Source organism: Pseudomonas sp. No.117, assembly GCF_054558395.1.
In genome coordinates this window covers 556,306-575,549 of record NZ_BAAJNP010000001.1, presented here as the reverse complement: position 1 = coordinate 575,549, position 19,244 = coordinate 556,306, and the positions used below count along the sequence as shown (strand labels likewise).

At 67.8% G+C, this 19,244-nt stretch carries 25 protein-coding genes; 14 read left to right on the top strand and 11 right to left on the bottom strand.

Annotated elements, in window-relative coordinates; genetic code table 11:
* The first annotated feature begins 57 nt into the window (after positions 1-57).
* From ACYJP6_RS02720 to ACYJP6_RS02710, 3 genes are all read left to right on the top strand, one after another.
* Positions 58-954, top strand: a complete 897-nt coding sequence (locus ACYJP6_RS02720) for a LysR family transcriptional regulator (protein WP_459473151.1) — start codon at positions 58-60, stop codon at positions 952-954.
* 267 nt (positions 955-1,221) lie between these two features.
* Complete coding sequence (locus ACYJP6_RS02715) at positions 1,222-2,061, top strand: AraC family transcriptional regulator (RefSeq protein ID WP_459473149.1); 840 nt, start codon at positions 1,222-1,224, stop codon at positions 2,059-2,061.
* Between the two features lie 46 nt (positions 2,062-2,107).
* Positions 2,108-2,692: a LysE family translocator gene (locus ACYJP6_RS02710; protein WP_459473147.1), complete on the top strand. Its 585-nt coding sequence runs from the start codon at positions 2,108-2,110 to the stop codon at positions 2,690-2,692.
* Here the strand turns inward: ACYJP6_RS02710 and ACYJP6_RS02705 are convergent.
* Positions 2,689-3,597, bottom strand: coding sequence for a LysR substrate-binding domain-containing protein (locus ACYJP6_RS02705; protein WP_459473145.1), 909 nt, complete (start codon positions 3,595-3,597; stop codon positions 2,689-2,691). The two genes, ACYJP6_RS02710 and ACYJP6_RS02705, sit on opposite strands and share 4 nt — an antisense overlap.
* A 110-nt stretch (positions 3,598-3,707) precedes the next feature.
* Here ACYJP6_RS02705 and ACYJP6_RS02700 point away from each other — a divergent pair, with 110 nt between their 5' ends.
* Complete coding sequence (locus ACYJP6_RS02700; protein ID WP_459473144.1) at positions 3,708-4,310, top strand: FMN-dependent NADH-azoreductase; 603 nt, start codon at positions 3,708-3,710, stop codon at positions 4,308-4,310.
* A 527-nt stretch (positions 4,311-4,837) separates the two neighbouring features.
* Here ACYJP6_RS02700 and ACYJP6_RS02695 read toward each other — a convergent pair.
* Positions 4,838-5,818 (bottom strand): aldo/keto reductase, encoded by a 981-nt coding sequence (locus ACYJP6_RS02695; protein ID WP_459473142.1) that lies wholly within the window; start codon positions 5,816-5,818, stop codon positions 4,838-4,840.
* 119 nt (positions 5,819-5,937) lie between these two features.
* Here ACYJP6_RS02695 and ACYJP6_RS02690 point away from each other — a divergent pair, with 119 nt between their 5' ends.
* Positions 5,938-6,369 carry an OsmC family protein gene (locus ACYJP6_RS02690; RefSeq protein WP_459473141.1) on the top strand — a complete coding sequence of 144 codons (432 nt, stop codon included), beginning with the start codon at positions 5,938-5,940 and terminating at the stop codon, positions 6,367-6,369.
* 113 nt (positions 6,370-6,482) lie between these two features.
* A complete protein-coding gene (locus ACYJP6_RS02685) occupies positions 6,483-6,611 on the top strand; it encodes a hypothetical protein (protein ID WP_459473140.1) in 129 nt (42 codons plus the stop codon).
* A 121-nt stretch (positions 6,612-6,732) separates the two neighbouring features.
* Here ACYJP6_RS02685 and ACYJP6_RS02680 read toward each other — a convergent pair whose 3' ends face one another.
* From ACYJP6_RS02680 to ACYJP6_RS02670, 3 genes are all read right to left on the bottom strand, one after another.
* Complete coding sequence (locus ACYJP6_RS02680; protein WP_459473138.1) at positions 6,733-7,005, bottom strand: cupin domain-containing protein; 273 nt, start codon at positions 7,003-7,005, stop codon at positions 6,733-6,735.
* Between the two features lie 171 nt (positions 7,006-7,176).
* Positions 7,177-7,410, bottom strand: coding sequence for a hypothetical protein (locus ACYJP6_RS02675; RefSeq protein ID WP_459473136.1), 234 nt, complete (start codon positions 7,408-7,410; stop codon positions 7,177-7,179).
* A gap of 65 nt (positions 7,411-7,475) precedes the next feature.
* Complete coding sequence (locus tag ACYJP6_RS02670) at positions 7,476-7,892, bottom strand: MarR family winged helix-turn-helix transcriptional regulator (protein ID WP_459473134.1); 417 nt, start codon at positions 7,890-7,892, stop codon at positions 7,476-7,478.
* 54 nt (positions 7,893-7,946) lie between these two features.
* Here ACYJP6_RS02670 and ACYJP6_RS02665 point away from each other — a divergent pair, with 54 nt between their 5' ends.
* Entirely contained in the window at positions 7,947-8,741 is a 795-nt protein-coding gene (locus ACYJP6_RS02665) for a siderophore-interacting protein (protein ID WP_459473131.1), read from the top strand.
* Positions 8,738-10,084 (top strand): MFS transporter, encoded by a 1,347-nt coding sequence (locus tag ACYJP6_RS02660; RefSeq protein WP_459473129.1) that lies wholly within the window; start codon positions 8,738-8,740, stop codon positions 10,082-10,084. The genes ACYJP6_RS02665 and ACYJP6_RS02660 overlap by 4 nt, the downstream gene beginning before the upstream one ends.
* Here the strand turns inward: ACYJP6_RS02660 and ACYJP6_RS02655 are convergent.
* A complete protein-coding gene (locus ACYJP6_RS02655) occupies positions 10,081-11,205 on the bottom strand; it encodes an aminopeptidase (protein ID WP_459473128.1) in 1,125 nt (374 codons plus the stop codon). The two genes, ACYJP6_RS02660 and ACYJP6_RS02655, sit on opposite strands and share 4 nt — an antisense overlap.
* Here ACYJP6_RS02655 and ACYJP6_RS02650 point away from each other — a divergent pair.
* Complete coding sequence (locus ACYJP6_RS02650; protein WP_459473126.1) at positions 11,204-11,626, top strand: PA0061/PA0062 family lipoprotein; 423 nt, start codon at positions 11,204-11,206, stop codon at positions 11,624-11,626. The genes ACYJP6_RS02655 and ACYJP6_RS02650 overlap by 2 nt on opposite strands.
* Before the next feature lie 34 nt (positions 11,627-11,660).
* Complete coding sequence (locus ACYJP6_RS02645) at positions 11,661-12,092, top strand: PA0061/PA0062 family lipoprotein (protein ID WP_459473124.1); 432 nt, start codon at positions 11,661-11,663, stop codon at positions 12,090-12,092.
* A gap of 44 nt (positions 12,093-12,136) precedes the next feature.
* Here the strand turns inward: ACYJP6_RS02645 and ACYJP6_RS02640 are convergent, their stop codons facing one another.
* Together ACYJP6_RS02640 and ACYJP6_RS02635 are read right to left on the bottom strand one after the other, a co-directional pair.
* Positions 12,137-12,313: a hypothetical protein gene (locus ACYJP6_RS02640; protein ID WP_459473122.1), complete on the bottom strand. Its 177-nt coding sequence runs from the start codon at positions 12,311-12,313 to the stop codon at positions 12,137-12,139.
* A gap of 103 nt (positions 12,314-12,416) precedes the next feature.
* Positions 12,417-12,647 (bottom strand): DUF1161 domain-containing protein, encoded by a 231-nt coding sequence (locus ACYJP6_RS02635; protein WP_145008314.1) that lies wholly within the window; start codon positions 12,645-12,647, stop codon positions 12,417-12,419.
* A 147-nt stretch (positions 12,648-12,794) separates the two neighbouring features.
* Between ACYJP6_RS02635 and ACYJP6_RS02630 the strand changes: the two genes are divergently transcribed.
* Positions 12,795-13,463: a hypothetical protein gene (locus ACYJP6_RS02630; protein WP_459473120.1), complete on the top strand. Its 669-nt coding sequence runs from the start codon at positions 12,795-12,797 to the stop codon at positions 13,461-13,463.
* Here the strand turns inward: ACYJP6_RS02630 and ACYJP6_RS02625 are convergent.
* A complete protein-coding gene (locus ACYJP6_RS02625) occupies positions 13,445-14,674 on the bottom strand; it encodes a nucleoside recognition domain-containing protein (RefSeq protein ID WP_459473118.1) in 1,230 nt (409 codons plus the stop codon). The genes ACYJP6_RS02630 and ACYJP6_RS02625 overlap by 19 nt on opposite strands.
* 127 nt (positions 14,675-14,801) lie before the next feature.
* On the opposite strand from ACYJP6_RS02625, the gene ACYJP6_RS02620 reads away from it, so the two are divergent.
* From ACYJP6_RS02620 to ubiA, 3 genes are all read left to right on the top strand, one after another.
* Entirely contained in the window at positions 14,802-15,371 is a 570-nt protein-coding gene (locus ACYJP6_RS02620; protein ID WP_459473116.1) for a DUF2780 domain-containing protein, read from the top strand.
* A complete protein-coding gene (locus ACYJP6_RS02615; protein ID WP_459473115.1) occupies positions 15,355-15,912 on the top strand; it encodes a chorismate--pyruvate lyase family protein in 558 nt (185 codons plus the stop codon). The genes ACYJP6_RS02620 and ACYJP6_RS02615 overlap by 17 nt, the downstream gene beginning before the upstream one ends.
* Positions 15,913-15,988: 76 nt before the next feature.
* Positions 15,989-16,936 (top strand): 4-hydroxybenzoate octaprenyltransferase, encoded by a 948-nt coding sequence (gene ubiA / locus ACYJP6_RS02610; protein WP_459473113.1) that lies wholly within the window; start codon positions 15,989-15,991, stop codon positions 16,934-16,936.
* Here the strand turns inward: ubiA and ACYJP6_RS02605 are convergent.
* Together ACYJP6_RS02605 and ACYJP6_RS02600 are read right to left on the bottom strand one after the other, a co-directional pair.
* Positions 16,921-17,901 carry a DMT family transporter gene (locus tag ACYJP6_RS02605; RefSeq protein WP_459473111.1) on the bottom strand — a complete coding sequence of 327 codons (981 nt, stop codon included), beginning with the start codon at positions 17,899-17,901 and terminating at the stop codon, positions 16,921-16,923. The genes ubiA and ACYJP6_RS02605 overlap by 16 nt on opposite strands.
* A gap of 384 nt (positions 17,902-18,285) precedes the next feature.
* Positions 18,286-19,239, bottom strand: a complete 954-nt coding sequence (locus ACYJP6_RS02600) for a LysR family transcriptional regulator (RefSeq protein ID WP_459473109.1) — start codon at positions 19,237-19,239, stop codon at positions 18,286-18,288.
* Between the last annotated feature and the right edge of the window lie 5 nt (positions 19,240-19,244).

Genomic DNA, 19,244 nt, shown 5'->3' with positions numbered 1-19,244 from the left:
CCGGAGGCGTACAATCCCGCCCCAGGGAAAGCCATTGTTAACCTGGAATCAAGAATCTTGTCTGCCGACGATCTCGCCTTCTTCGTCCGCCTGGCCGGTCATCCCAGCCTGACCGCTGCCGCACGGGAGCTGGGGCTGTCCCTGGCGGCGGTGAGCAAGAGACTCACCGCCCTGGAGCGCCGCCTGGGCGTACAACTGATCCGCCGTACCACGCGGCGGCTGGACCTGACGCCGGAAGGCCTGCGCTATCTGGAAGGTGCCCGGCCGCTGCTGCGGCAGCTGGAGGATCTGGAGGCAGAGGTCGGCCGCCCCGATGCGCCCCTCAGCGGGACGCTCAATCTCAACGCCACCTTTGGATTCGGCCGGCGGCACCTGGCGCCGCTGCTGTCGAATTTCGCGGCGCGCCATCCCCAGCTGGAACTCAATCTGCACCTCTCCAGCCATCCGGTGAATCTGTTGGAAGGCCCGTTCGACCTGGATATCCGCGTCGGCGAGCCGCCGGATGCCCGGGTCATCGCCCATCGCCTGCTCGACAATCGCCGCCTGCTCTGCGCCGCCCCGGCCTACCTGGCCCGCGCCGGGACGCCGGCAAGCGTGGCGGACCTGGCGCGGCACAACTGCCTGGTCTTGCGCCAGGACGCCGGTGACTACGCCGTGTGGCGCTTCACCAAGGCCGGCCAGCACTTCGCCCAGAAGGTGCGCGGCAGCCTGAGCAGCAACGACGGCGAGGTGATGGTGCGCCTGGCGCTGGACGGCCATGGCCTGATCCTGAGATCGGAATGGGACGTGGCCGAGTTGATCGCCAGCGGCGCCCTGGTGCCGGTGCTGACCGATCATGCAGCGCCGGCGGCGGCCATCTATGCGGTGCATCGCCAGCAGCGCCACGTACCGCGACGGATCTCCGAGCTGATCCGCCATCTGGCGCGGGAACTGCCCGCCCGGCTGGGGCGCTAGTGTGGTGTTTCAGACGTTCGCGCAAAAATTGGCGAGTGATTTTTTGACGGTTCGGCGTTCCGACGGTTCGGCGCTCCGCTTGGGCTAGGCGCCGCGACGAGTCATAGCAGGGCTATGGCGAGGAGTGGCAACGCCGCTCAAGCCGAAAAAGCACCGGCAAAATTGTGTAGTCAACTTCTGAAACACCGCACCAGGCTGCACGAATCTTCCAGACCGGCATCAGGTCAGTAACTAGACTGAAAGGCCCGAAAGCCCCCCTCTCTCGCCATGGCCGACGATCACTGGATCCAGCTGCAGCAAGATGCCGAGACCGGTATCGAGACCCTGCGCGCCCATTTCGAGGGCCATGCCTACGATCCGCACTGGCACGACGCCTACCTGGTGGGCTACACCGAGCAGGGCCTGCAGCAATTCCATTGCCGTGGCCAGCGTCATCTGAGTACCCCGGGGCAGGTCTTCCTGCTGGAGCCCGGCGAGTTGCACGACGGCCAGGCGCCGGAGGCCGAGGGCTTCACCTATTCCATGCTCTATCTCGATCCGCAGTGGCTGGGGCGCGAGCTGCAGGGCTTGCATGGCGACGGCCGGCCCCTGGGCGAACCCGGCTTCGCCCGGACCCTGGTGGAGCAAGCCGAGCTGCATCGCGCCGTAGCCTGGGCCCATGAGGTCCTGAGTCGTCCGGAATTGCGCATCGTCCGCCAGAGCGCGCTGGATGCCCTGCTGCTGCGCCTCCTGCCGCAACTGCAATGGCGCGCGCCCCAGGCCGGCGATCCGCGGCTGCCCCAGGTGGCCCTGCGCGCGCGGGACGTCCTGCACGCCTACCATCACGAGGACATCGGCCTGGAAGAACTGGCGCGGGCCTGCGGGGTGGACAGATTCCGCCTGACCCGCGCCTTCAAGGCGGCCTTTGGCCTCGCGCCCCACGCCTATCTGGTGCAACTGCGGCTGTCTCGCGCCCGCCGCCTGCTGGCCGATGGCCTGTCGCCGGCGGACACCGCCGCCGCCCTGGGCTTCGCCGACCAGAGCCATCTGGGTCGCTGGTTCCGCCGCGCCTACGGCCTGACGCCCGCCGCCTACCGCGCGCGCTGCTCGAATCTTCCAGACCGCTAGCGCCGGGGAGGCGACGCTGGAGACTCAGTCCTTCCAGGAGTCCCCCATGTCCCTGTTGCCCTTCCTACTGTTCGCCCTGGTCGCCTCCATCACCCCGGGGCCGACCAATGTCCTCATCCTCGGCCACAGCGCCCGTCATGGCGCCCGGGCCAGTCTGCCGCTGGTGCTGGGCGGCAGCCTGGGCGCGGTGGCCCTGGTGCTGGTGGTGGGCTTCGGCCTTGGCCAGACCCTGGCCCGGCATCCCGACTGGCAACGCGGCCTGGCCTGGGCCGGGGTGCTCTGGCTGAGCTGGCTGGCCTGGCAACTGGCCCGCGCCGGGGCACCGGAAGTGGCGGACGATAGCGCCCGCCTGGGCTTCGGCGGCACCGCCGGCCTGCAGCTGCTCAACCCCAAGAGCTGGAGCATGGCGCTGGCGGTGGTGACCGTCTACGCCGAACCCGGCGTCGATTTGTGGCAGCAGGTGCTAGTGCTGGCCCTGGTGTTCCTGCTGGTGTCCGTGCCCTGCCTGGGCCTCTGGGCGCTGCTCGGCCGGGCCGCAGCGCGCCGCCTGAAATCCACCCGGGCCTGGCGCGGTTTCAACCTGGGGATGGCCGGCTTGCTGCTCGTGTCGGCCTGGGCGACGGTGGTCTAGACCGGTGCTCCGCCGTGAATCTTGAGGCTGGCCTCCAGGTGCTCCAGCCAAGCGCGCACGGCCGGCAACTGACCCCGGCGGTGGGCATAGGCGGCCTGGAGGTGACCGCTGGGGACGGACCAGGCCGGCAGCAACCGCTGCAGGCGACCCTCGTCCAGTTCGGCCTGACAATAGATCAGCGGCAGCGCGGTATAGCCGAGGCCGGCCAAGGCGGCGGTCTTGCGGACGCCGAAGTCATCGATGCCCAGTCGGGCTTCCAGGATCAGCTCGCGCCGTTCGCCCTGGGGGCCCACCAGGCGCAGATGCACCTTGCGATCCACTTCGAGGGCGCCGAGCAGCGGGAGGCCCAGCAGGGCCTCCGGTGAATCCAGGGATCGCCCGGCGAGCAACCCGGGGGTCGCCACCAGCACTACCGCAGCCTGGCGCAGTCGCCGCACTACCAACCCCGGTTCCTCGTCATCGAGGTCCCGTACGCGCAGGGCGACGTCCACCCCTTCGTTGATGATGTCCACCCGCCGGTTCACCAACAGCAGGTCCAGCTGAACCTGGGGATAGCGTGCGAGGAACTGCGTCACCACCTCCGGCAGGTACTGCTGCGCCAGGGCCACCGGGCAGGACACCCGCAGCGGGCCCCGCGGTTCGCTGGACAGGCTGGCGGCGGTTTCGGCGGCACTCTCCGCCTCGCGCAGCAGCGCCTGGCAGTGCACCAGGTAGCGTTCGCCCAGGGTGGTGAGGGTCAGGGTACGGGTGGTGCGCTGCAGCAGGCGGGCACCCAGACGCGTCTCCAACTCGGCGATGCGCCGCGACAGCCGCGACTTGGGAATGCCCAGTAGCCGGCCGGCGGCAGCGAAGCCCCCGGCTTCCACCACCTTGGCGAAGTAGGCGAGATCATTGAGGTCTTGCATGGGCGATTGTCCTATCCATGGGACGATGCATCACATTCTACGGGACTAATCGAGTATTCGACTTATCGCTAGTCTGGACCCATCTCTTCGAACCCTAGAGGACCGTCGCCATGAAACTCCTGCACATCGATTCCAGCATCCTCGGTGATCACTCCGCGTCCCGCGCCCTGAGCGCCAAGGTCGTCGCCGCGCTCAAGGCCAGCCATCCGGAGCTGGACGTGACCTACCACGATCTCGCCCACGATTCGCTGGGCCACTTTTCCGCTGCCAGCCTGGCCGCCGGTGCTACTCCGGCCGAGCAGCGCAGCGCCGAACAGCGCGACGAAGCCGAGCGCAATGCCCGCGCCCTGCAGGAATTCCTCGCCGCCGACGTGCTGGTGCTAGGCGCGCCCATGTACAACTTCACCATCCCGACCCAGCTGAAGGCCTGGATCGACCGCATCACCGTGGCCGGCACCACCTTCCGCTACGGCGAAGCCGGCCCGGAAGGCCTGTGCGGCGGCAAGAAGGCGATCATCGTCGCCACTGCCGGCGGCATCCATGCCGGCAAGCCTACCGGCATCGCCCACGAGGACTACCTGAAGCTGCTGCTGGGCTTCCTCGGCATCACCGACGTCCAGATCGTCCGCGCCGAAGGCCTGGCCTATGGCGACGAAGCCAAGGGCGCCGCCCTGGCCAGCGCCGAGCGCCAGATCGCCGAGCAGTACGCCTGAGTCTGGGCGGCCCTCACCCCCGGCCCCTCTACCCGCGGGAGAGGGGAGCTGACGGCTCCTCGCCCTAGGAGTAGGTGCGGTCCACGAAGTCGGGGTCCGAGTGAAGCGGCCCTCACCCCCAGCCCTCTCCCTAAGGGAGAGGGGAGCTGACAGCTCCTCGCCCTAGGGACAGGTGCAGTCCGCGAAGTCGAGGTCAGAGTGAAGCGGCCTTCACCACCGCCTCTCTCCCTAAAGGAGAGGGAAGCTAACAGCTCCTCGCCCTAGGGACAGGTGCAGTCCGCGAAGTCGAGGTCCGAATGAAAGGGCCTTCACCCTCGTCCCTCTTCCTGAGGGAGCGGGGAGCTAGCGCCCAGAGGTCGAGCTTCGTAGGCACTTGGCTCAGGGGCCTAGCCAAGGCACCGCCCGGCTTTTCCCGTCAGCAGAAGGCCGAGCCTTGTCGGCCCTGGCACCGATATTCATCCAGAGCACCATCCCGCTCCTCCCCCTCTCCCTCTGGGAGAGGGCTGGGGTGAGGGCGACACCACTCCTCAGCTGAATCCCACCACCGGATGCGGCACATAGGGCGCTTCCAGGGCAGCGATCTCTTCATCAGTCAGCTGCAGCTCCAAGGCCGCCACCGCATCGTCCAGATGCTGCGGCTTGGACGCCCCGACGATGGGCGCGTCGATCCCCGGCTTCTGCAGCAGCCAGGCCAGGGCCACCTGGGCGCGGGGTACGCCGCGGGCTTCGGCGATGCGTGCCACGGCCTCGACGATCTGCCGGTCGGAATCCTCGCTGGCGGTATAGAGCGTCTTGCCGTAGGCGTCGCTTTCGGTGCGCGCCGTGCTGGCGTCCCAGTCGCGGGTCAGGCGACCGCGGGCCAGGGGACTCCAGGGAATCACCCCGATGCCGGCATCGCGGCACAGTGGCAGCATCTCCCGCTCCTCTTCGCGATTGAGCAGGTTCACGTGGTTCTGCATGGTGGCGAAAGGCGTCCAGCCGTGGCGCTCGGCGGTATGCAGCGCCTTGGCGAACTGCCAGGCATGCATGCTGCTGGCACCGATGTGCAGCGCCTTGCCGGCCTTGACCACGTCGTGCAGGGCTTCCAGGGTCTCCTCGATGGGTGTCTGGTAGTCCCAGCGATGGATCTGGTAGAGATCGACGTAGTCGGTACCCAGCCGCTGCAGGCTGGCGTCGATGGCGGCGAAGATGGCCTTGCGCGACAGGCCGCCGACGTTGGGCTTGTCGCGCAGCGGGAAGTACACCTTGGTCGCCAGCACGATCTCCTCACGCACGGCGTTGGCCTTGAGGAAGCGGCCGACGATTTCTTCGCTGGTGCCATCGGAATAGCTGTTGGCGGTATCGAAGAGGTTGATCCCCAGGTCCAGCGCCTTCTTCAGCAGCGGCAGGCTCTCGTCTTCCGGCAGGGTCCAGGGGTGGTTGCCCCGTTCGGGGACGCCATAGGTCATGCAGCCGAGGCAAAGGGGCGAAATCTTCAGGCCGGTCCGGCCGAGGTTGCGGTACTTCATGGGGGCCTCCAGAGGTTGTCGACAAGGGTTGACCACGCAGGTCTCGGATCGACTGCAACGAACTTCCCAGCTGCCGTCTGGTTCTAGATGGATTCTCTATCCACAACCGGAGACGCTCCATGACGAAGAAATATGCTTCCGCGGTTTGGCAAGGCGGTCTGAAGGATGGCAAGGGCCATATCAGTACCGAGAGCGGCGCGCTCAAGGACAATGCCTACGGCTTCAACACCCGTTTCGAGGATACCCCGGGGACCAACCCCGAAGAGCTTATCGGCGCGGCCCATGCGGGCTGCTTCTCCATGGCCTTCTCCATGTTGCTGGGCCAGAACGGGCTGACCCCCGAGCGGATCGAGACCAAGGCCGACGTGACCCTCGATAAGGTTGGCGACGGCTTCGAGATCACCACCATCGATCTGACCATGAAGGCCAAGATCCCTGGTGCCACCCAGGAACAGTTCACCACCATCGCCAACCAGGCGAAGGAAGGCTGCCCGGTGTCCAAGGTGCTCAAGGGCGCCAAGATCAACCTGAACGCCACGCTGGAAGGCTAAGGGTCGGGTACTTGCCGGTGCCACCCAGGCACCGGCAATATCGCGTCATGAAGACCGCCAGCACCAGCCTGCCCAGCGGTTAAACTGCTCCGACCCTGCCCTCGGAGACCCAGATGAACGACTCCATCTTCATGGCCCTCTTTTCGGTCCTGGCCCTCCTGCTGCTCGGTGGCGGCGTCTACGGCTGCGTCATCCTCAACCGGCAGCGCAAGGACATCGAGAAGAACGACAGCGAAGGCTGATCCGGACGATACTCAAACGTCCTGACTTCAGCCGCCCAAAGAGTTCTGCGATCCCTCTGCCGCGGTGACCCACAGCAGTGACATCCGGGAGCCGTAGGCCTCAGGCGGTGTCATGCTCCATTCAGGGCTTTCGCCGACCCGCGAGATAGCGCACGCCCTCGGCACCGAACACCTCGGAGTGAGGCTCGTGGGCGGCCAGGTGGAAGACGTCGCCGACGCGATAGAGGCGTTCGCCCTGCTCGGTACGAATGCGCAGGTCCCCGGCGATGACCAGGGCCTTAGCTTCGAAGTCATGAGCATGGGAATCCAGACGGCCATAGGCTTCGCGCTCCACCAGAACCGGCGGCTGGAAGCCCTCACGGGCAAGCTGTTCGCTGAAGGTGGCTCGATCCAAGACAGACTCCGGTCGTGACGGTGGTTGCCTCAAGACTAGAACGGCGGCGCGCTGGCGACCATTGAAAGCCCTCTATCACGGGCCACCGCATAGGCTATGGGCGCCAGCACACCCTGGATAGAGGCTGGGCAGACGCTGGAACCTCGGTCACCCGAGGTTCCACGTGGAGCATCACCGCTCCAGCTTGCGCTCGACCTCGGCGGTCTTCTGCTGGAGTTCTTCCGCCTCCTGCTCCTTGGTCTTGATGTCGGTCGGGGTGATGACCTTGTCGATGCCATCGGTCGGACTCGACTCCGGCTGCTGGATATCCTTCTTCACCACATCCACCGGCCGGCCCGCTTCATCGACGGCGGGTTCGTTGGGCGGGGGCTTGCCCAGATGGGCATCGGAACGCTGGTCGCTCATGGCAACAACTCCTCGGTAGGTTCTCAGATTCGAGCCCAACGACCACCACGGAGTTCGCCAACCACTCAGCGGGGTGTCCGGACCCGCTCCAGGTAGGCCAGCAATTGTCGCTGCTCGGCTGGCGCCAGGGGTGCGAAAACCGCTTCCAGGGCCTGTTGGCGCGGTACCTGGGCGTGCTCCAGCGCCTTACGACCCTGGTCGGTGAGATGCACCAGCAGCGCCCGGCGATCCTGGGGATGGGGTTCGCGCCTGACCAGGCCGTCACGCTCCAGGGCATCGAAGGCATCGGTCAGGGTACGGGGGGCATGGCGCAGCTGTTCGGCGACCTCACCCGGACGGCAGGGCCCCAGTCGTTCCAGCACCATCAGTACCTTATAGCGGGCGAAGGACAGACCGGAGGCCTTGAGCGTCTCATCCAGTTGTTGGCGCATCTGCCGTTTGAGATCCAGCAGGGCCTCGGCGATGGCGGCAGCGGTTGACATACAGATTTCTTGCCTCGAATATAGTGAGGAACCTCAATGAATGGTACCTCTGCAATGGCGACATCTTTTCACAGCCCTGAGGGCGATGCCAGTGCCCGCCACCTATTCCAACGCGTACGCTTCGACCTCAAGCGGCGTTGGGCCACCGTCGTCCGTCGCGAAGATCTGGGCGGCGACCTGCTGCGCCTGACCTTCGGCGGCAGCGACCTGGCCGATTTCCAAAGTGCGGCCTTCGACGAACACGTGAAGCTGTTCGTCCCCGCCGACACCACCCCCATCCGCGCCGCCAGCCCCGAGCAGCTGGTGGGCCGGCACTACACGCCCCGTCACTACGACGCTGCCCGCGGCGAGCTGGCCATCGACTTCTACCTGCATGAAGCCGGGGTGCTGACCACCTGGGCACGCCAGGCGCAGCCCGGTGCCGAGCTGATCATCGGCGGGCCCAAGGGTGCCCTGGTACCGCCGGAAGACTTCGACTGGTATCTGCTGGCCGGCGACGAGACCGCCCTGCCTGCCATCGCCCGGCGCCTGGAGCAGCTGGCCGCTGGCGTACGCGTTCTGGTGATCGCCGAAATCGCCCGACCGGGTCTGGAGATCGCCCTGCCGACCGCGGCGGCGGTCGATCTCCGCTGGGTCTATCGTGAGCAGCAGCCCGAGGCCCTGGTGCAGGCGCTGGAGAATCTGGAACTGCCCACCGGTGAAGGCTATGCCTGGATCGCCGGTGAGGCCGCGCAGGCGCGGGCGGCGCGCCAGGCACTGCTGGCCAAGGGGCTGCCGCGGGACTGGGTCAAGGCCGCCGGCTACTGGAAGCTCGGCGAAAGCGACCAGCACGTGAAGGTCGAGGATTGAGCGTCAGCGCCCCCCTCGCCGACGGCCTGCCACCGCCACGCCGTTACCGTGCGGTCGCCGCCCTGCTGCTGGCCATCAGCATGACGGTGCTGGACAGCGGCATTGCCAACCTGGCGCTGCCCAGCATCGCCGAGGCACTCGACGTCTCGGCCGCGGCGGCGGTCTGGATCGTCAGTGCCTACCAGTTGAGCCTCGTCGCCCTGCTCTTCCCCCTGGCCTCAGTGGCCGAGCGCCTGGGCTTGCGCCCGGTGTTCGCCGCGGGCGTGGGGATCTTCGGCCTGGCCTCTCTGGGCTGCGCCCTGGCCCCGGGCCTTGGCGGGCTGGTGGCGGCCCGCGCCCTACAGGGCGTAGGCGCTGCCGCCATCATGTGCGTCAGCGCGGGGATCGTGCGGCTTTCCTACCCGCGGGATCGTCTGGGTCGCGGCATCGCCGTCAATGCCCTGTGTGTCGCCCTGGGGTCAGCGGCCGCGCCCAGCCTGGGCGCGGCCATCCTCGCCCTGGGCGGCTGGCCCTGGCTGTTCGCGGTCAATGTGCCGGTCGCGCTGCTGATCGGCCTGCTGGTACGCAACCTGCCCGACAGCCCGCGGGCGCACCGGCGACTCGACCCTGTCAGCGTGCTGCTCAATGCCCTGTTGTTCTGCGCGGGCATCGGCGGTCTCGAACGCCTCGGCGGGGCCCCGCTGCAAGGCCTGGCCCTGCTGGTGCTGGCGGCAGCCAGTCTGCTGCTGCTGATCCGCCGCGAACGGGGCTTGGCGGCGCCGCTGCTGCCGGTCGACCTGCTGGGCTTGCCGGCCATGCGTCACTCGGTGCTGGCCTCGGTCTGCTCCTTCGCCGCGCAGATGCTCTGCTTCCTCGCCCTGCCCTTCTATCTGCAGCACCAGTTGGGCCTGGTGCCCCTGCAGGTCGCCCTGCTCATGCTGGCCTGGCCGCTCACCGTGGCGGTGTCGGCGCAGGTGGCCGGACGGCTGGCCGACCGCTATCCACCGCAACGGCTGTGCATGCTGGGCGGCCTGGGGATCGCCCTCGGACTGGCGGCCGCTGCGGTGATGCCGCTGGAACGCTCGACCGCCCTGCTGATCCCCTGCCTGATCGTCGGCGGCATTGGCTTCGGCTTCTTCCAAGTGCCCAACAACAGGATCATGCTCACCGCCGCCCCGGCGGGTCGAAATGGTGCTACCGGCGGCGTCCAGGCCACCGCGCGCCAGACCGGCATGGCCCTGGGCGCCGCGGCCCTGGCGCTGCTGCTGCACCTGGACGCCGGCCTGGCGCCACGGCTGGGGCTGGCCCTGGCGGCGACCCTGGGCCTGGTCGCGGCCTGGTCCAACTGGCGGGCGCCGCGCTAGGGCTGAGCGTTGCGGTCTGCCGCGAGCAGCGCCTGGAGCGCTCGTTCGCGTTCCGCGGCGGGGCGCTCGCCCAGTTGCTGGACTCGGTGGAAGAACGCCGGCCAGTTACCCGGATGCTGGGCATAGAGCGCGGCGAAGGCCGGCACCCACTGCTCGTACAGTCCATAGGGCACCAGCCGGGCATTGTTGAGCGGCTGGCTCATCCAGCCATCGAACCGGCGATCTCCCTGCCAGGCCGGGGTGGCGCGCAGGCGCTGGTAATCGGCCCGCAGTTGCTCGAAGCGGCGTGCCTTGGCGGTACGCATGAGCGCTGGCGGCAACGGGCGGGCATAGAGCCTGGCCAGGTCCTCGCGGGTGCCCAGCAACAGGTCGCGAAATTGCTGGTAGCGGGTCTCGCGTCCCGCATCCGGGGGCGGCAGGCCGCGGCTGGCGCGCCATTGCCTCAGGCCTTCCTGTTCGACGAAGGTGGCATAGGATTCGTTGAAGGCGGTATCGCCCGGCAGATAGAAGCGCTGGTGCGCCAGCTCGTGAAAAATGGTGGCGGCCACCTGGTCGTCGTCCCAGCGCAGCATGCTGCTGAGCAGCGGATCGCTGAACCAGCCCAGCGTCGAATAGGCCGGCACACCACCGACATAGGTGTCCTGGCCCTGGCGGTGCAGGTCGTCGGCCGCCGCTTTGGCCGCGGCCTCCCGGTAGTAGCCCCGATAGGCCACGCAGCCGGCGATGGGGAAGCAATGGGTGGTGGGCCGGGTGGAAAACTCGGCGGTGGCGAAGACATTCCACAGCACGAAGGGCCGCTTGAGTTCGACGAAGCTGCGATAGCTGGCATTGTCCGGCAGGGCCAGTTTGGCACTGGCGAAGCGCCGGGCCGCCGCCGCGGCGGCGAGGCGCTGGCGCAGGACGGCCGGGCGCGACGGATCCGCGATGACCGTCGCAATGGGCTCGCGATCACGGATCAGCGCCCCCTGGCCCTGTACCATCTGGCCGTAGTACCCGACCGAGGTACAACCGCCCAGTCCGATCGCCAGGGACAGCAGCGCCAGCCAGCGGCCGAAGCGTTGCGCAGGCGGGGTGCCTGACTGGGTGGCGCGCCCTTCCCTGCCCGGAGTTGTAGCCGTCATGCGTAGACTGTGCCTGCTGTTGCCTGTGCTGTTCCTAGGTGGCTGTTCCCTGTGGCCCTTGCCCAAGCCCGATCCGGCCCAGGCCTGGATCGATCTGGACAGCGACGGCAAGGCCAAGCTGGAAGCCTTGAGCGCCGATCGCAAGGCACTCGAAGACAAACGCTACTTCCAGGTCTGGCCAGGGAGCCACGACCTGCAGGTACGCTACCAGTTCGAGGTGCAGCCCACCAACATCGGCGCCCAGGTCGCCGATCCGCTCGCGCGCACCTGCCTGGTGACCCTCAACTACAAGGCCTTCGCCGCGGGCGAGCGCTATCGCCTGGAAGCCGGCCAGACCGGTTGGCGGCCCTGGGCGCGCCTCTATGACGAGCACAACCAGGAAGTGGCGCGCAGCACTGCCAGCCGTTGCGGCGACGTGTAGACTCGGCTGATCTTCCCTTCGCGAGTCGCCGTCCATGCGCCTGCGCTTGCTGGCTATCACGCTGCTGCTCGGCGGCTGTACCACCCCACTGCCGCCCGTCGATCCACAGCAGGCGTGGATCGACCTGGTGCTTCGCGAGCCCGCCGTGGGCGCTTCGCTGCTGGCCGAATCCCAGGATGGTCGCCGGCTGGACGACGGCCGCTATTTCCAGCTCGCGCCCGGCCGCCACAGCCTCAAGGTGAGCTATCGCTACGAACTCTATGGCGGGGGCGGCTTCGGCCCACGCTTCGGCTGGAACGAGCCCCTGCAGATCCAGTGCTACCTGGAACTCGACTATGGCGATTTCCAGGCCGGCCGGCGTTATCGCCTGGAAGCCGAGCACACCTTCGGCCAGGGCGAGATCAGCCTCTACGACGGCGAGCGCGAGCTGGTCAGCTCAGAGCGCGGCATCTGCTCGCCCTTCTAGCTGGCCGTGGCCTGCACGTCAGCCGGCTCGGCCTAGCCGGGTGACTAGGCCGGCACGCTGAGCCAGTCGTCCTGGCTTCTGTCCAGGGTGCGGACCGGCGCGGGGCGCCCCTTCTGCTCCCGCAGTTGCCGACTCAGGCGCAGGAAATCCTCGCGTTCCATCCAGCGCGGCGCGGGCTGGGCAAGGGACAGAGCTTGGCGAATCCGGGCGAACGGCGACATGGCATTACCCTCTTGGCTAGATACTGTATGCGCAGACAGTACTAAGCCAAGCGGAACTGTACAAGTATCCAGCGGATAAACGGTCCGCTCGCTGCGCCGAGGCTCAGTCGTTGCGCTGGTAGATGATCTTGTGGGTACCGTTGGCGCAGCTGCCGACCACCATGTTGGGATCCCGCACCTCGGCGTTGGGTACCGCTTCGAGGGTATAGGCGGTCACCCCGGCCGACTGGATCTTCACCTCGATGTCGGCCTTGAGCTGTTCACAGGACAGTGGCTCGGCCAGCACGGACGCGCTCAGCAGGGCGGTGCAGCACAGTAGCGATAGACGCAGCATGGCGAATTTCCTTGGCGTGAGGACCTCCTAGGCTTGGACGCCTGAGCTGTGGCGATGTTCTCAGGGCGGCCCTTTGGCCAGCGAAGCGGTGGAACCCGGCACCCGAACGGTCTTTCCGATGGACATCCCGTCCCGTGAAGAACCTCCATGTTCCAGTGGTTGAAAGACAATTCCCAGGTGCTCACCCTGTTCGCCCAATGCTGCACCCTGGGCGTCTGGATCCTCTATGCCCAGTTGCTGCTCAACAACTACAAGCGCCAGCGCCAGCCCCGGCTGATCATCAACCGCGGTGCCGGCAAGGGTGTGGGGGCCCTCTGCCTGCTGTCGAACATGAGCGCCGAACCGGTGTTCATCAACCAGCTGACGGTGATCCTCAAGACCAATCGCGAGACGCTCTACACCGATGTCACCGACATCCGCGAAAGCGGCCAGGATGACTTCGATCCCGATCTGGTGCTGGGCCAGGCGACCCACCAGGGGCCGCTCAATACCGGCGACTTCACCCACATCGGCACCTTCCAGGGCCTGATCCGCCGGGCCGCCGAGCACAATGGCCTGACCCTGGACAACCATCGCCCACCGGAGGGCTGGGTGTTCGAGGGCATGGAGATCCGCGCCGTGGCCTTCTACGGCTCGGACCACGACCCCATCGGGGTGCGCCGCCGCTTCCGCCTCGGCCAGCACGATGGCGAGTACTGCGCGCTGATCGCCGAGGACTGGCAGACCCAGCAGCTCACCTCACGCCGCCAGCGGCGCATGGTGCAGGACGACTGGATGCGTGAACCGGAGCACCGGACTCAGCCGAAGAACCAGTAGCAGACCAAGATCGACGCCGTCACCCCGGTGAATTCCGCCAGCAGGGCGCACCCCACCGCGTGGCGCGCACGCTGGATGCCCACCGCGCCGAAATACACCGCCAGCACATAGAAGGTGGTCTCGGTGCTGCCCTGGATGGTGGCCGCCACCAGCGCTGGGAAACTGTCCACGCCGTGGGTCTGCATGGTCTCAATCAGCAGGGCGCGCGCGGCGCTGCCGGAGAAGGGCTTGACCAGGGCGGTGGGCAGGGCCTCGACGAAGCGGGTGTCCCAGCCCAGCCAGGTCACCGCGTGGCGGATGCCTTCGAGGATCGCCTCCAGCGCCCCGGAGGCGCGCAGCACCCCCACCGCGCACAGCATGGCCACCAGGTAGGGTAACAGCGACTTGGCGACGTCGAAGCCCTCCTTGGCGCCTTCGACGAAGGCTTCGTAGACCGGCACCTTGCGCAGGGCGCCGAGGATCATGAAGGCCAGGATGATGCCGAACAGGGTCAGGTTGCCGAGCAGCGACGACAGGCCCGCCAGCGCCGTGGCGGTCAGGGTGAAGAGAAAGGCGACGAAGGCGCCGAAGGCCAGGGCGCCACCGCCAATCCAGGCCAGCACCACCGGATCCAGCAGCTTGAGGCGCTGCATGAAGGCCACCGACAGCAGCCCCACCAGGTTGGCGCAGCTGTGCGCCAGCAGGATCGGCAGGAACACCAGGGTCGGATCCGTGGCGCCCTGCTGGGCGCGGTACATGAAGACCGTCACCGGTAGCAGGGTCAGTGAAGAGGCGTTGAGGACCAGGAAGAGGATCTGCGCATTGCTCGCCGTGGTGCTGCTGGGATTGAGCTCCTGCAGGGCGCGCATGGCCTTGAGGCCGATGGGGGTGGCGGCGTTGTCCAGGCCCAGGCCATTGGCGGCGAAGTTGAGGGTGATCAGCCCCAGCGCCGGGTGACCGCGCGGCACCTCGGGCATCAGCCGGGCGAACAGCGGGCCGAGCAGCCGCGACAGGGCATCCACCAGCCCGGCCTTCTCGGCGATGCGCAGGATGCCGAGCCAGAGGGTCAGGGTACCGAACAGCAGCACCATGACCTCCACCGACAGCTTGGCCATGGCGAACAGGCTTTCCACCATGGCGGCGAAGACCCCGGCGTTGCCGGCCACCAGCCACTGGCCGAGGGCGCTGATCGCGGCGACGATGAAGAAGCCCAGCCACAACCCGTTGAGCATCTCTGTTCTCCCGGCAAAACGGCGATGATAACCGTAGCGCCGGGTCCCTGCAGGGACGCCGTTCAGTCTGCGGTCATCGCCGCCGGGTTATCCTCTGGGCTTTCGAGAAAATCGCTGGAGCCCACTCATGCGTCTGCCCGTCCTCACCCTGCCCTTGGTGCTCGCCGCCAGCCCGGTGTTCGCCTTCAACCTCAACGACGCCGTCAACGCCTACAACAGCGCCAATGGCAACAACAACGCCAAGGCTACCGCCGCGGCCGCCGCCACACCCCAGGCCCAGGGCCTGCTGCAGGCGCTGACCACCCAGCTCAAGGTCACCCCGCAACAGGCGGTGGGCGGCACCGGCGCCCTGCTCGGCCTGGCCAAGAACCAGCTGGTGGGCAACGACTACAGCCAGCTGGCCAAGGCCGTGCCGGGCCTGGACCAGCTGGCCGGGGCCAACGCCGCCGGGGGCCTTGCGCAACTCGGCGGCCTGGGCAACCTGCTCGGCGGCGGTGGCCAGGACGCCAAGCAGAGTCCGCTGGGCAGCCTGCTGGGCAATGTCGACAGCCGCCAGGACGTCAACAAGACCTTCAACGCCCTGGGCATGAACAGCGGCATGAGCACCCAGTTCGCCCAGGTGATCCTGGGCTACCTCGGCAAGCAAGGCACCCAGCCGTCCCTGCTGAGCACCCTGGGCAATGTCTGGGGCCTGTGAGCCACAACCGCGCTGGCTGACCCGCGAGGCGGCCAGCCGGGAGGCGGACTATGCCGCGGCACCGCTCGACTGGCTCTACGCCGACCGCGGCTCCCTCACCGAGCGGCTCACCGCCCTCAGCGACGATCGCTTCGCCGTCGAGGTGCTCGCCGAGGGCTGGCAGCCGTTGCGCGCCGATGAGTGCCAGGCGCTGGACGTCCCGCCGGCCAGTCCGGGCTGGGTCCGCGAGGTCTGGCTGCGCGGCCGGGGCGAGGCCTGGGTGTTCGCTCGCAGCGTGGCGGCGCGCAGCGCCCTGGAAGCGGCCGATTTCGACCTGGCCGCCCTGGGCGACCGGCCGCTCGGCCACTGGCTGTTCCAGGCGCCGGCCTTCGTCCGCGGGCCGCTGGAAGCCTGTCGCTATCCGCTGGCCTGGCTGCCCGACGATGCCGAGCGACGTGCCTGCTGGGCCCGCCGCTCGGTGTTCCGCCGCGGGCCCCTGGCGATCCTGGTGAGCGAGGTCTTTCTGCCGGCCTTCTGGCCGCATACCCGACGCGAGTCCTAGCCAGGATCGTCACGACGGCAGCGGCAAGGCGATCTCGCCCTTATAATCGCCGGGCCCTTCGCCATGCAGCCGTCCGATGAAAAAGAACGCTTCCCGCCCTCGTGATCGCCGTCCCGCCGCGCCCCGCAGCCCCGCGCCCAGTGCCCGGGTCATCGCCACGCGCCCCCGTAGCGAAAGGCTCAAGGATTTCATCCAGCTCACCCGGCTGGATCGCCCCATCGGCATCTACCTGCTGCTCTGGCCCACCCTCTGGGCCTTGTGGATTGCCGCCAAGGGCATGCCGAGCCTGAAGAACCTGGTGATCTTCGTGCTCGGCGTGGTGCTGATGCGGTCGGCTGGCTGCGTGATCAACGACTTCGCCGACCGCAACTTCGATGGCCACGTCGCCCGTACCAAGAATCGGCCCCTCGCCACCGGCCGGGTCACGCCCCGGGAGGCGCTGATCCTCTTCGCCGCCCTGGTGCTGATCAGCTTCGGCCTGGTGCTCTGCACCAACGCCACCACCGTCTGGCTGTCCTTCGGCGCCCTCGGCGTGGCGGCGCTCTATCCCTTCATGAAGAGATACACCTACTATCCCCAGGCGGTGCTGGGGGCGGCCTTTTCCTGGGGCATGCCGATGGCCTTCACCGCCGAGACCGGCCAGCTGCCGGCGGAAGCCTGGCTGCTGTTCGTCGCCAACGTGATCTGGACGGTGGGCTACGACACCTACTACGCCATGGCCGACCGCGAGGACGATCTCAAGATCGGGGTGAAATCCACCGCCATCCTCTTCGGCGACGCCGACCGGGTGATCATCGCTACCCTGCAGGGCCTGACCCTGCTCTGCCTGGCGCTGGCCGGCGGCCGCTTCGGCCTAGGCCTGCCGTTCTACCTGGGCCTGGTGGTGGCGGCCGGCTGCTTCGCCTGGGAATTCCACGTCACCCGCGGGCGCGACCCGCAGGTGTGCTTCAAGGCCTTCCTGCACAACCACTGGGCCGGCCTGGCGATCCTGCTGGGGATCATCGCGGACTACGGGCTGCGCTGAGCGGGGGCGCCCGCGGCGGCGTCGGCGACCACCTCCGGCACTGCCTCGGGCTGCGGCGCCGGCACCGCCTTGGCCTTGGACGCCTTGCGGCTCTGCTGCCAGGCCACCGCCAGGCCACTGGCGCAGATGATGAGGATGCCGATCAGCGCGCCGCCGTCCGGCACGTGGCCGAAGACGAAAAAGCCGATGATGCCGGCGGTGACGATCTGCCCGTAGCTGAAGGGCGCCAGCAGCGCCGGCGGCGCATAGCGGAAGGCCTGGGTCAGCAGCAGGTGGCCGGACATGCCGAAGAAGCCGAGCAGCGCCAGCATGCAGCCGTGGCCGAGGGTGGGGATCTCCCAGAAGAAGGGCACCACGCTGCTCAGCACCAGGGTATTGATGATGCCGGTGAGGAAATTGCTGGTGGTGGGGCTGTCGATGCCGCTGAGCAGGCGCGTCAGCAGCTGGTAGAGACCGAAGCAGACCGCCGAGCAGACCGGCAGCAGCACCGCCGGGGTGAACAGCTGGCCACCCGGCCGCACGATGACCAGCACCCCGATGAAGCCAGCCAGCACCGCCGCCCATTGGCTGCGGGTGACGGTCTCCTTGAGCAGCGGCACCGACAGCGCCGTCACCATCAGCGGGGCGAGGAAGTTGACCGCCGTGGCCTCGGCCATCGGCAGGTAGCGCAGCCCGGTGGTGAAGAACAGGCTGCAGCCGATCAGGCACAGCGCCCTGAGCACCTGCAGCCCGGGCCGCTTGGTACGGATCACCGCCAGTCCCGAGCGCGGGATGAAGATACCCATCATCAACAGGGTATGGGAGAGGTAGCGGGCCCAGACCACCATGACCACCGGATAGAAGCCGGACAGGTACTTGGAAAGGGCATCGTGGGAGGCGAACAGCCAGACCGCGAGGCAGATCAGGGCGATGCCCTTGAGCGGCTGGTCGGCGAATCTCAGAGTGGGTCCTGCTGGGGCGCTCATTGGACTCCCGTGGCGCTTGGAGTCTGTCCAAAGTCTGCTGCGCGTCGGCCAAACGTCGTTGAAAATGCCTTCGGAATGCTCATTTACCCTCGTAAACTCCGCTTCCTCAGGCATTTTCGCCTAGTTTGTCTCTAGCTCGCGAGACTTTGCACAGACTCTGACGGCGGTCCCTGACCGCCTGCATGATCCGGCCGTCCTGCACGGCGGTCCGTCGACGTCACCGCCGACTCGGGACATGGACCTCATCGACCGCCAAGCGTGCCGGGAGGAAGCCATCCTGTCGCCCTCGGGACCGCGATACCGGGCGATATTTCAATAGCTTACTAACTATGACCAGGCGCGAGGCGCCGGCTCCCCGAGCTTAGTCCAAGCACCCCGCCAACCTCAATGCGCAGGTCCGCCGACTTCGCTGGCGGCGCGCACGAAGGCTTCGTCGGCGGCCAGCGCCCCGGGGATCTGTTCGCGCAGGTAGGCCACCCAGGTGCGGATCTTGGCATCCAGGTACTGCCGCGAGGCATAGAGCGCATAGGCGTTGAGCCGCTGCAGGCGATAGGCCGGCAGCACCCGCACCAGGCTGCCGTCGCGCAGGCCGTCCACCGCCGAATAGATCGGCAGCACGCCGATGCCGAGGCCTTGGCGCAGGGCCTCGGTCATGGCGTCGCCGGTGTTGACCTGGAACGGGGTCTCGCCGATGCGGAAGGTCTCGGTGCCATCGGGCCCCTCGAATTGCCAGCGATCGAAGGACACCACCGGGCTGATGAATCTCAGGCAGGCGTGGTCGGCCAATTCCGCCGGCGTCCGCGGCTGGCCGTGCTCGCCCAGGTAGGCCGGCGAGGCGCAGAGGATGCTGTAGGTCTGGCCGATCTGCTGGGACACGAAGCCGGAGTCGGGCAGTTCCGCCGCCACCACGATGGCCAGGTCGAAGCCCTCTTCCAGCAGATCGGGAATGCGATTGGCCATGGTCAGGTCGAAGCGCACCTCCGGGTGCAGCTGGCGATAGCCGGCGATGGCGCGGATCACATAGTGCTGGCCGATGCCGGTCATGCTGTGCACCCGCAGCCGACCTTCCGGCCGCGCCTGGGCGTGCCCCGCCTCGGCTTCGGCTTCCTCGACGTAGGCGAGGATCTGCTCGCAACGGGCCAGGTAGCGCTGGCCGGCCTCGGTCAGGGCGATGCGTCTGGTGGTGCGGTGCAGCAGCCGGGTGCGCAGGTGGGTTTCGAGATGGGCCACCGCACGGGAGACGTGCGCGGTGGTGGTCTGCAGCGTCTGGGCCGCGCCGGTGAAGCTGCCGCTCTCCACCACGGCGACGAAAACGCGCATGTTGTGCAGGGTGTCCATGCCGC

Coding starts and splice junctions, on each gene's coding strand:
- ACYJP6_RS02650 (WP_459473126.1), top strand. CDS start 11,204: ATGCGTAGACTGTGCCTGCTGTTGCCTGTGCTGTTCCTAGGTGGCTGT.
- ACYJP6_RS02675 (WP_459473136.1), bottom strand. CDS start 7,410: ATGAGCGACCAGCGTTCCGATGCCCATCTGGGCAAGCCCCCGCCCAAC.
- ACYJP6_RS02685 (WP_459473140.1), top strand. CDS start 6,483: ATGAACGACTCCATCTTCATGGCCCTCTTTTCGGTCCTGGCCCTCCTG.
- ACYJP6_RS02695 (WP_459473142.1), bottom strand. CDS start 5,818: ATGAAGTACCGCAACCTCGGCCGGACCGGCCTGAAGATTTCGCCCCTT.
- ACYJP6_RS02700 (WP_459473144.1), top strand. CDS start 3,708: ATGAAACTCCTGCACATCGATTCCAGCATCCTCGGTGATCACTCCGCG.
- ACYJP6_RS02600 (WP_459473109.1), bottom strand. CDS start 19,239: ATGGACACCCTGCACAACATGCGCGTTTTCGTCGCCGTGGTGGAGAGC.
- ACYJP6_RS02630 (WP_459473120.1), top strand. CDS start 12,795: ATGTTCCAGTGGTTGAAAGACAATTCCCAGGTGCTCACCCTGTTCGCC.
- ACYJP6_RS02710 (WP_459473147.1), top strand. CDS start 2,108: ATGTCCCTGTTGCCCTTCCTACTGTTCGCCCTGGTCGCCTCCATCACC.
- ACYJP6_RS02615 (WP_459473115.1), top strand. CDS start 15,355: ATGTCTGGGGCCTGTGAGCCACAACCGCGCTGGCTGACCCGCGAGGCG.
- ACYJP6_RS02640 (WP_459473122.1), bottom strand. CDS start 12,313: ATGTCGCCGTTCGCCCGGATTCGCCAAGCTCTGTCCCTTGCCCAGCCC.
- ACYJP6_RS02620 (WP_459473116.1), top strand. CDS start 14,802: ATGCGTCTGCCCGTCCTCACCCTGCCCTTGGTGCTCGCCGCCAGCCCG.
- ACYJP6_RS02715 (WP_459473149.1), top strand. CDS start 1,222: ATGGCCGACGATCACTGGATCCAGCTGCAGCAAGATGCCGAGACCGGT.
- ACYJP6_RS02605 (WP_459473111.1), bottom strand. CDS start 17,901: ATGAGCGCCCCAGCAGGACCCACTCTGAGATTCGCCGACCAGCCGCTC.
- ACYJP6_RS02645 (WP_459473124.1), top strand. CDS start 11,661: ATGCGCCTGCGCTTGCTGGCTATCACGCTGCTGCTCGGCGGCTGTACC.
- ACYJP6_RS02665 (WP_459473131.1), top strand. CDS start 7,947: ATGGCGACATCTTTTCACAGCCCTGAGGGCGATGCCAGTGCCCGCCAC.
- ACYJP6_RS02655 (WP_459473128.1), bottom strand. CDS start 11,205: ATGACGGCTACAACTCCGGGCAGGGAAGGGCGCGCCACCCAGTCAGGC.
- ACYJP6_RS02625 (WP_459473118.1), bottom strand. CDS start 14,674: ATGCTCAACGGGTTGTGGCTGGGCTTCTTCATCGTCGCCGCGATCAGC.
- ACYJP6_RS02705 (WP_459473145.1), bottom strand. CDS start 3,597: ATGCAAGACCTCAATGATCTCGCCTACTTCGCCAAGGTGGTGGAAGCC.
- ACYJP6_RS02635 (WP_145008314.1), bottom strand. CDS start 12,647: ATGCTGCGTCTATCGCTACTGTGCTGCACCGCCCTGCTGAGCGCGTCC.
- ubiA (WP_459473113.1), top strand. CDS start 15,989: ATGAAAAAGAACGCTTCCCGCCCTCGTGATCGCCGTCCCGCCGCGCCC.
- ACYJP6_RS02690 (WP_459473141.1), top strand. CDS start 5,938: ATGACGAAGAAATATGCTTCCGCGGTTTGGCAAGGCGGTCTGAAGGAT.
- ACYJP6_RS02670 (WP_459473134.1), bottom strand. CDS start 7,892: ATGTCAACCGCTGCCGCCATCGCCGAGGCCCTGCTGGATCTCAAACGG.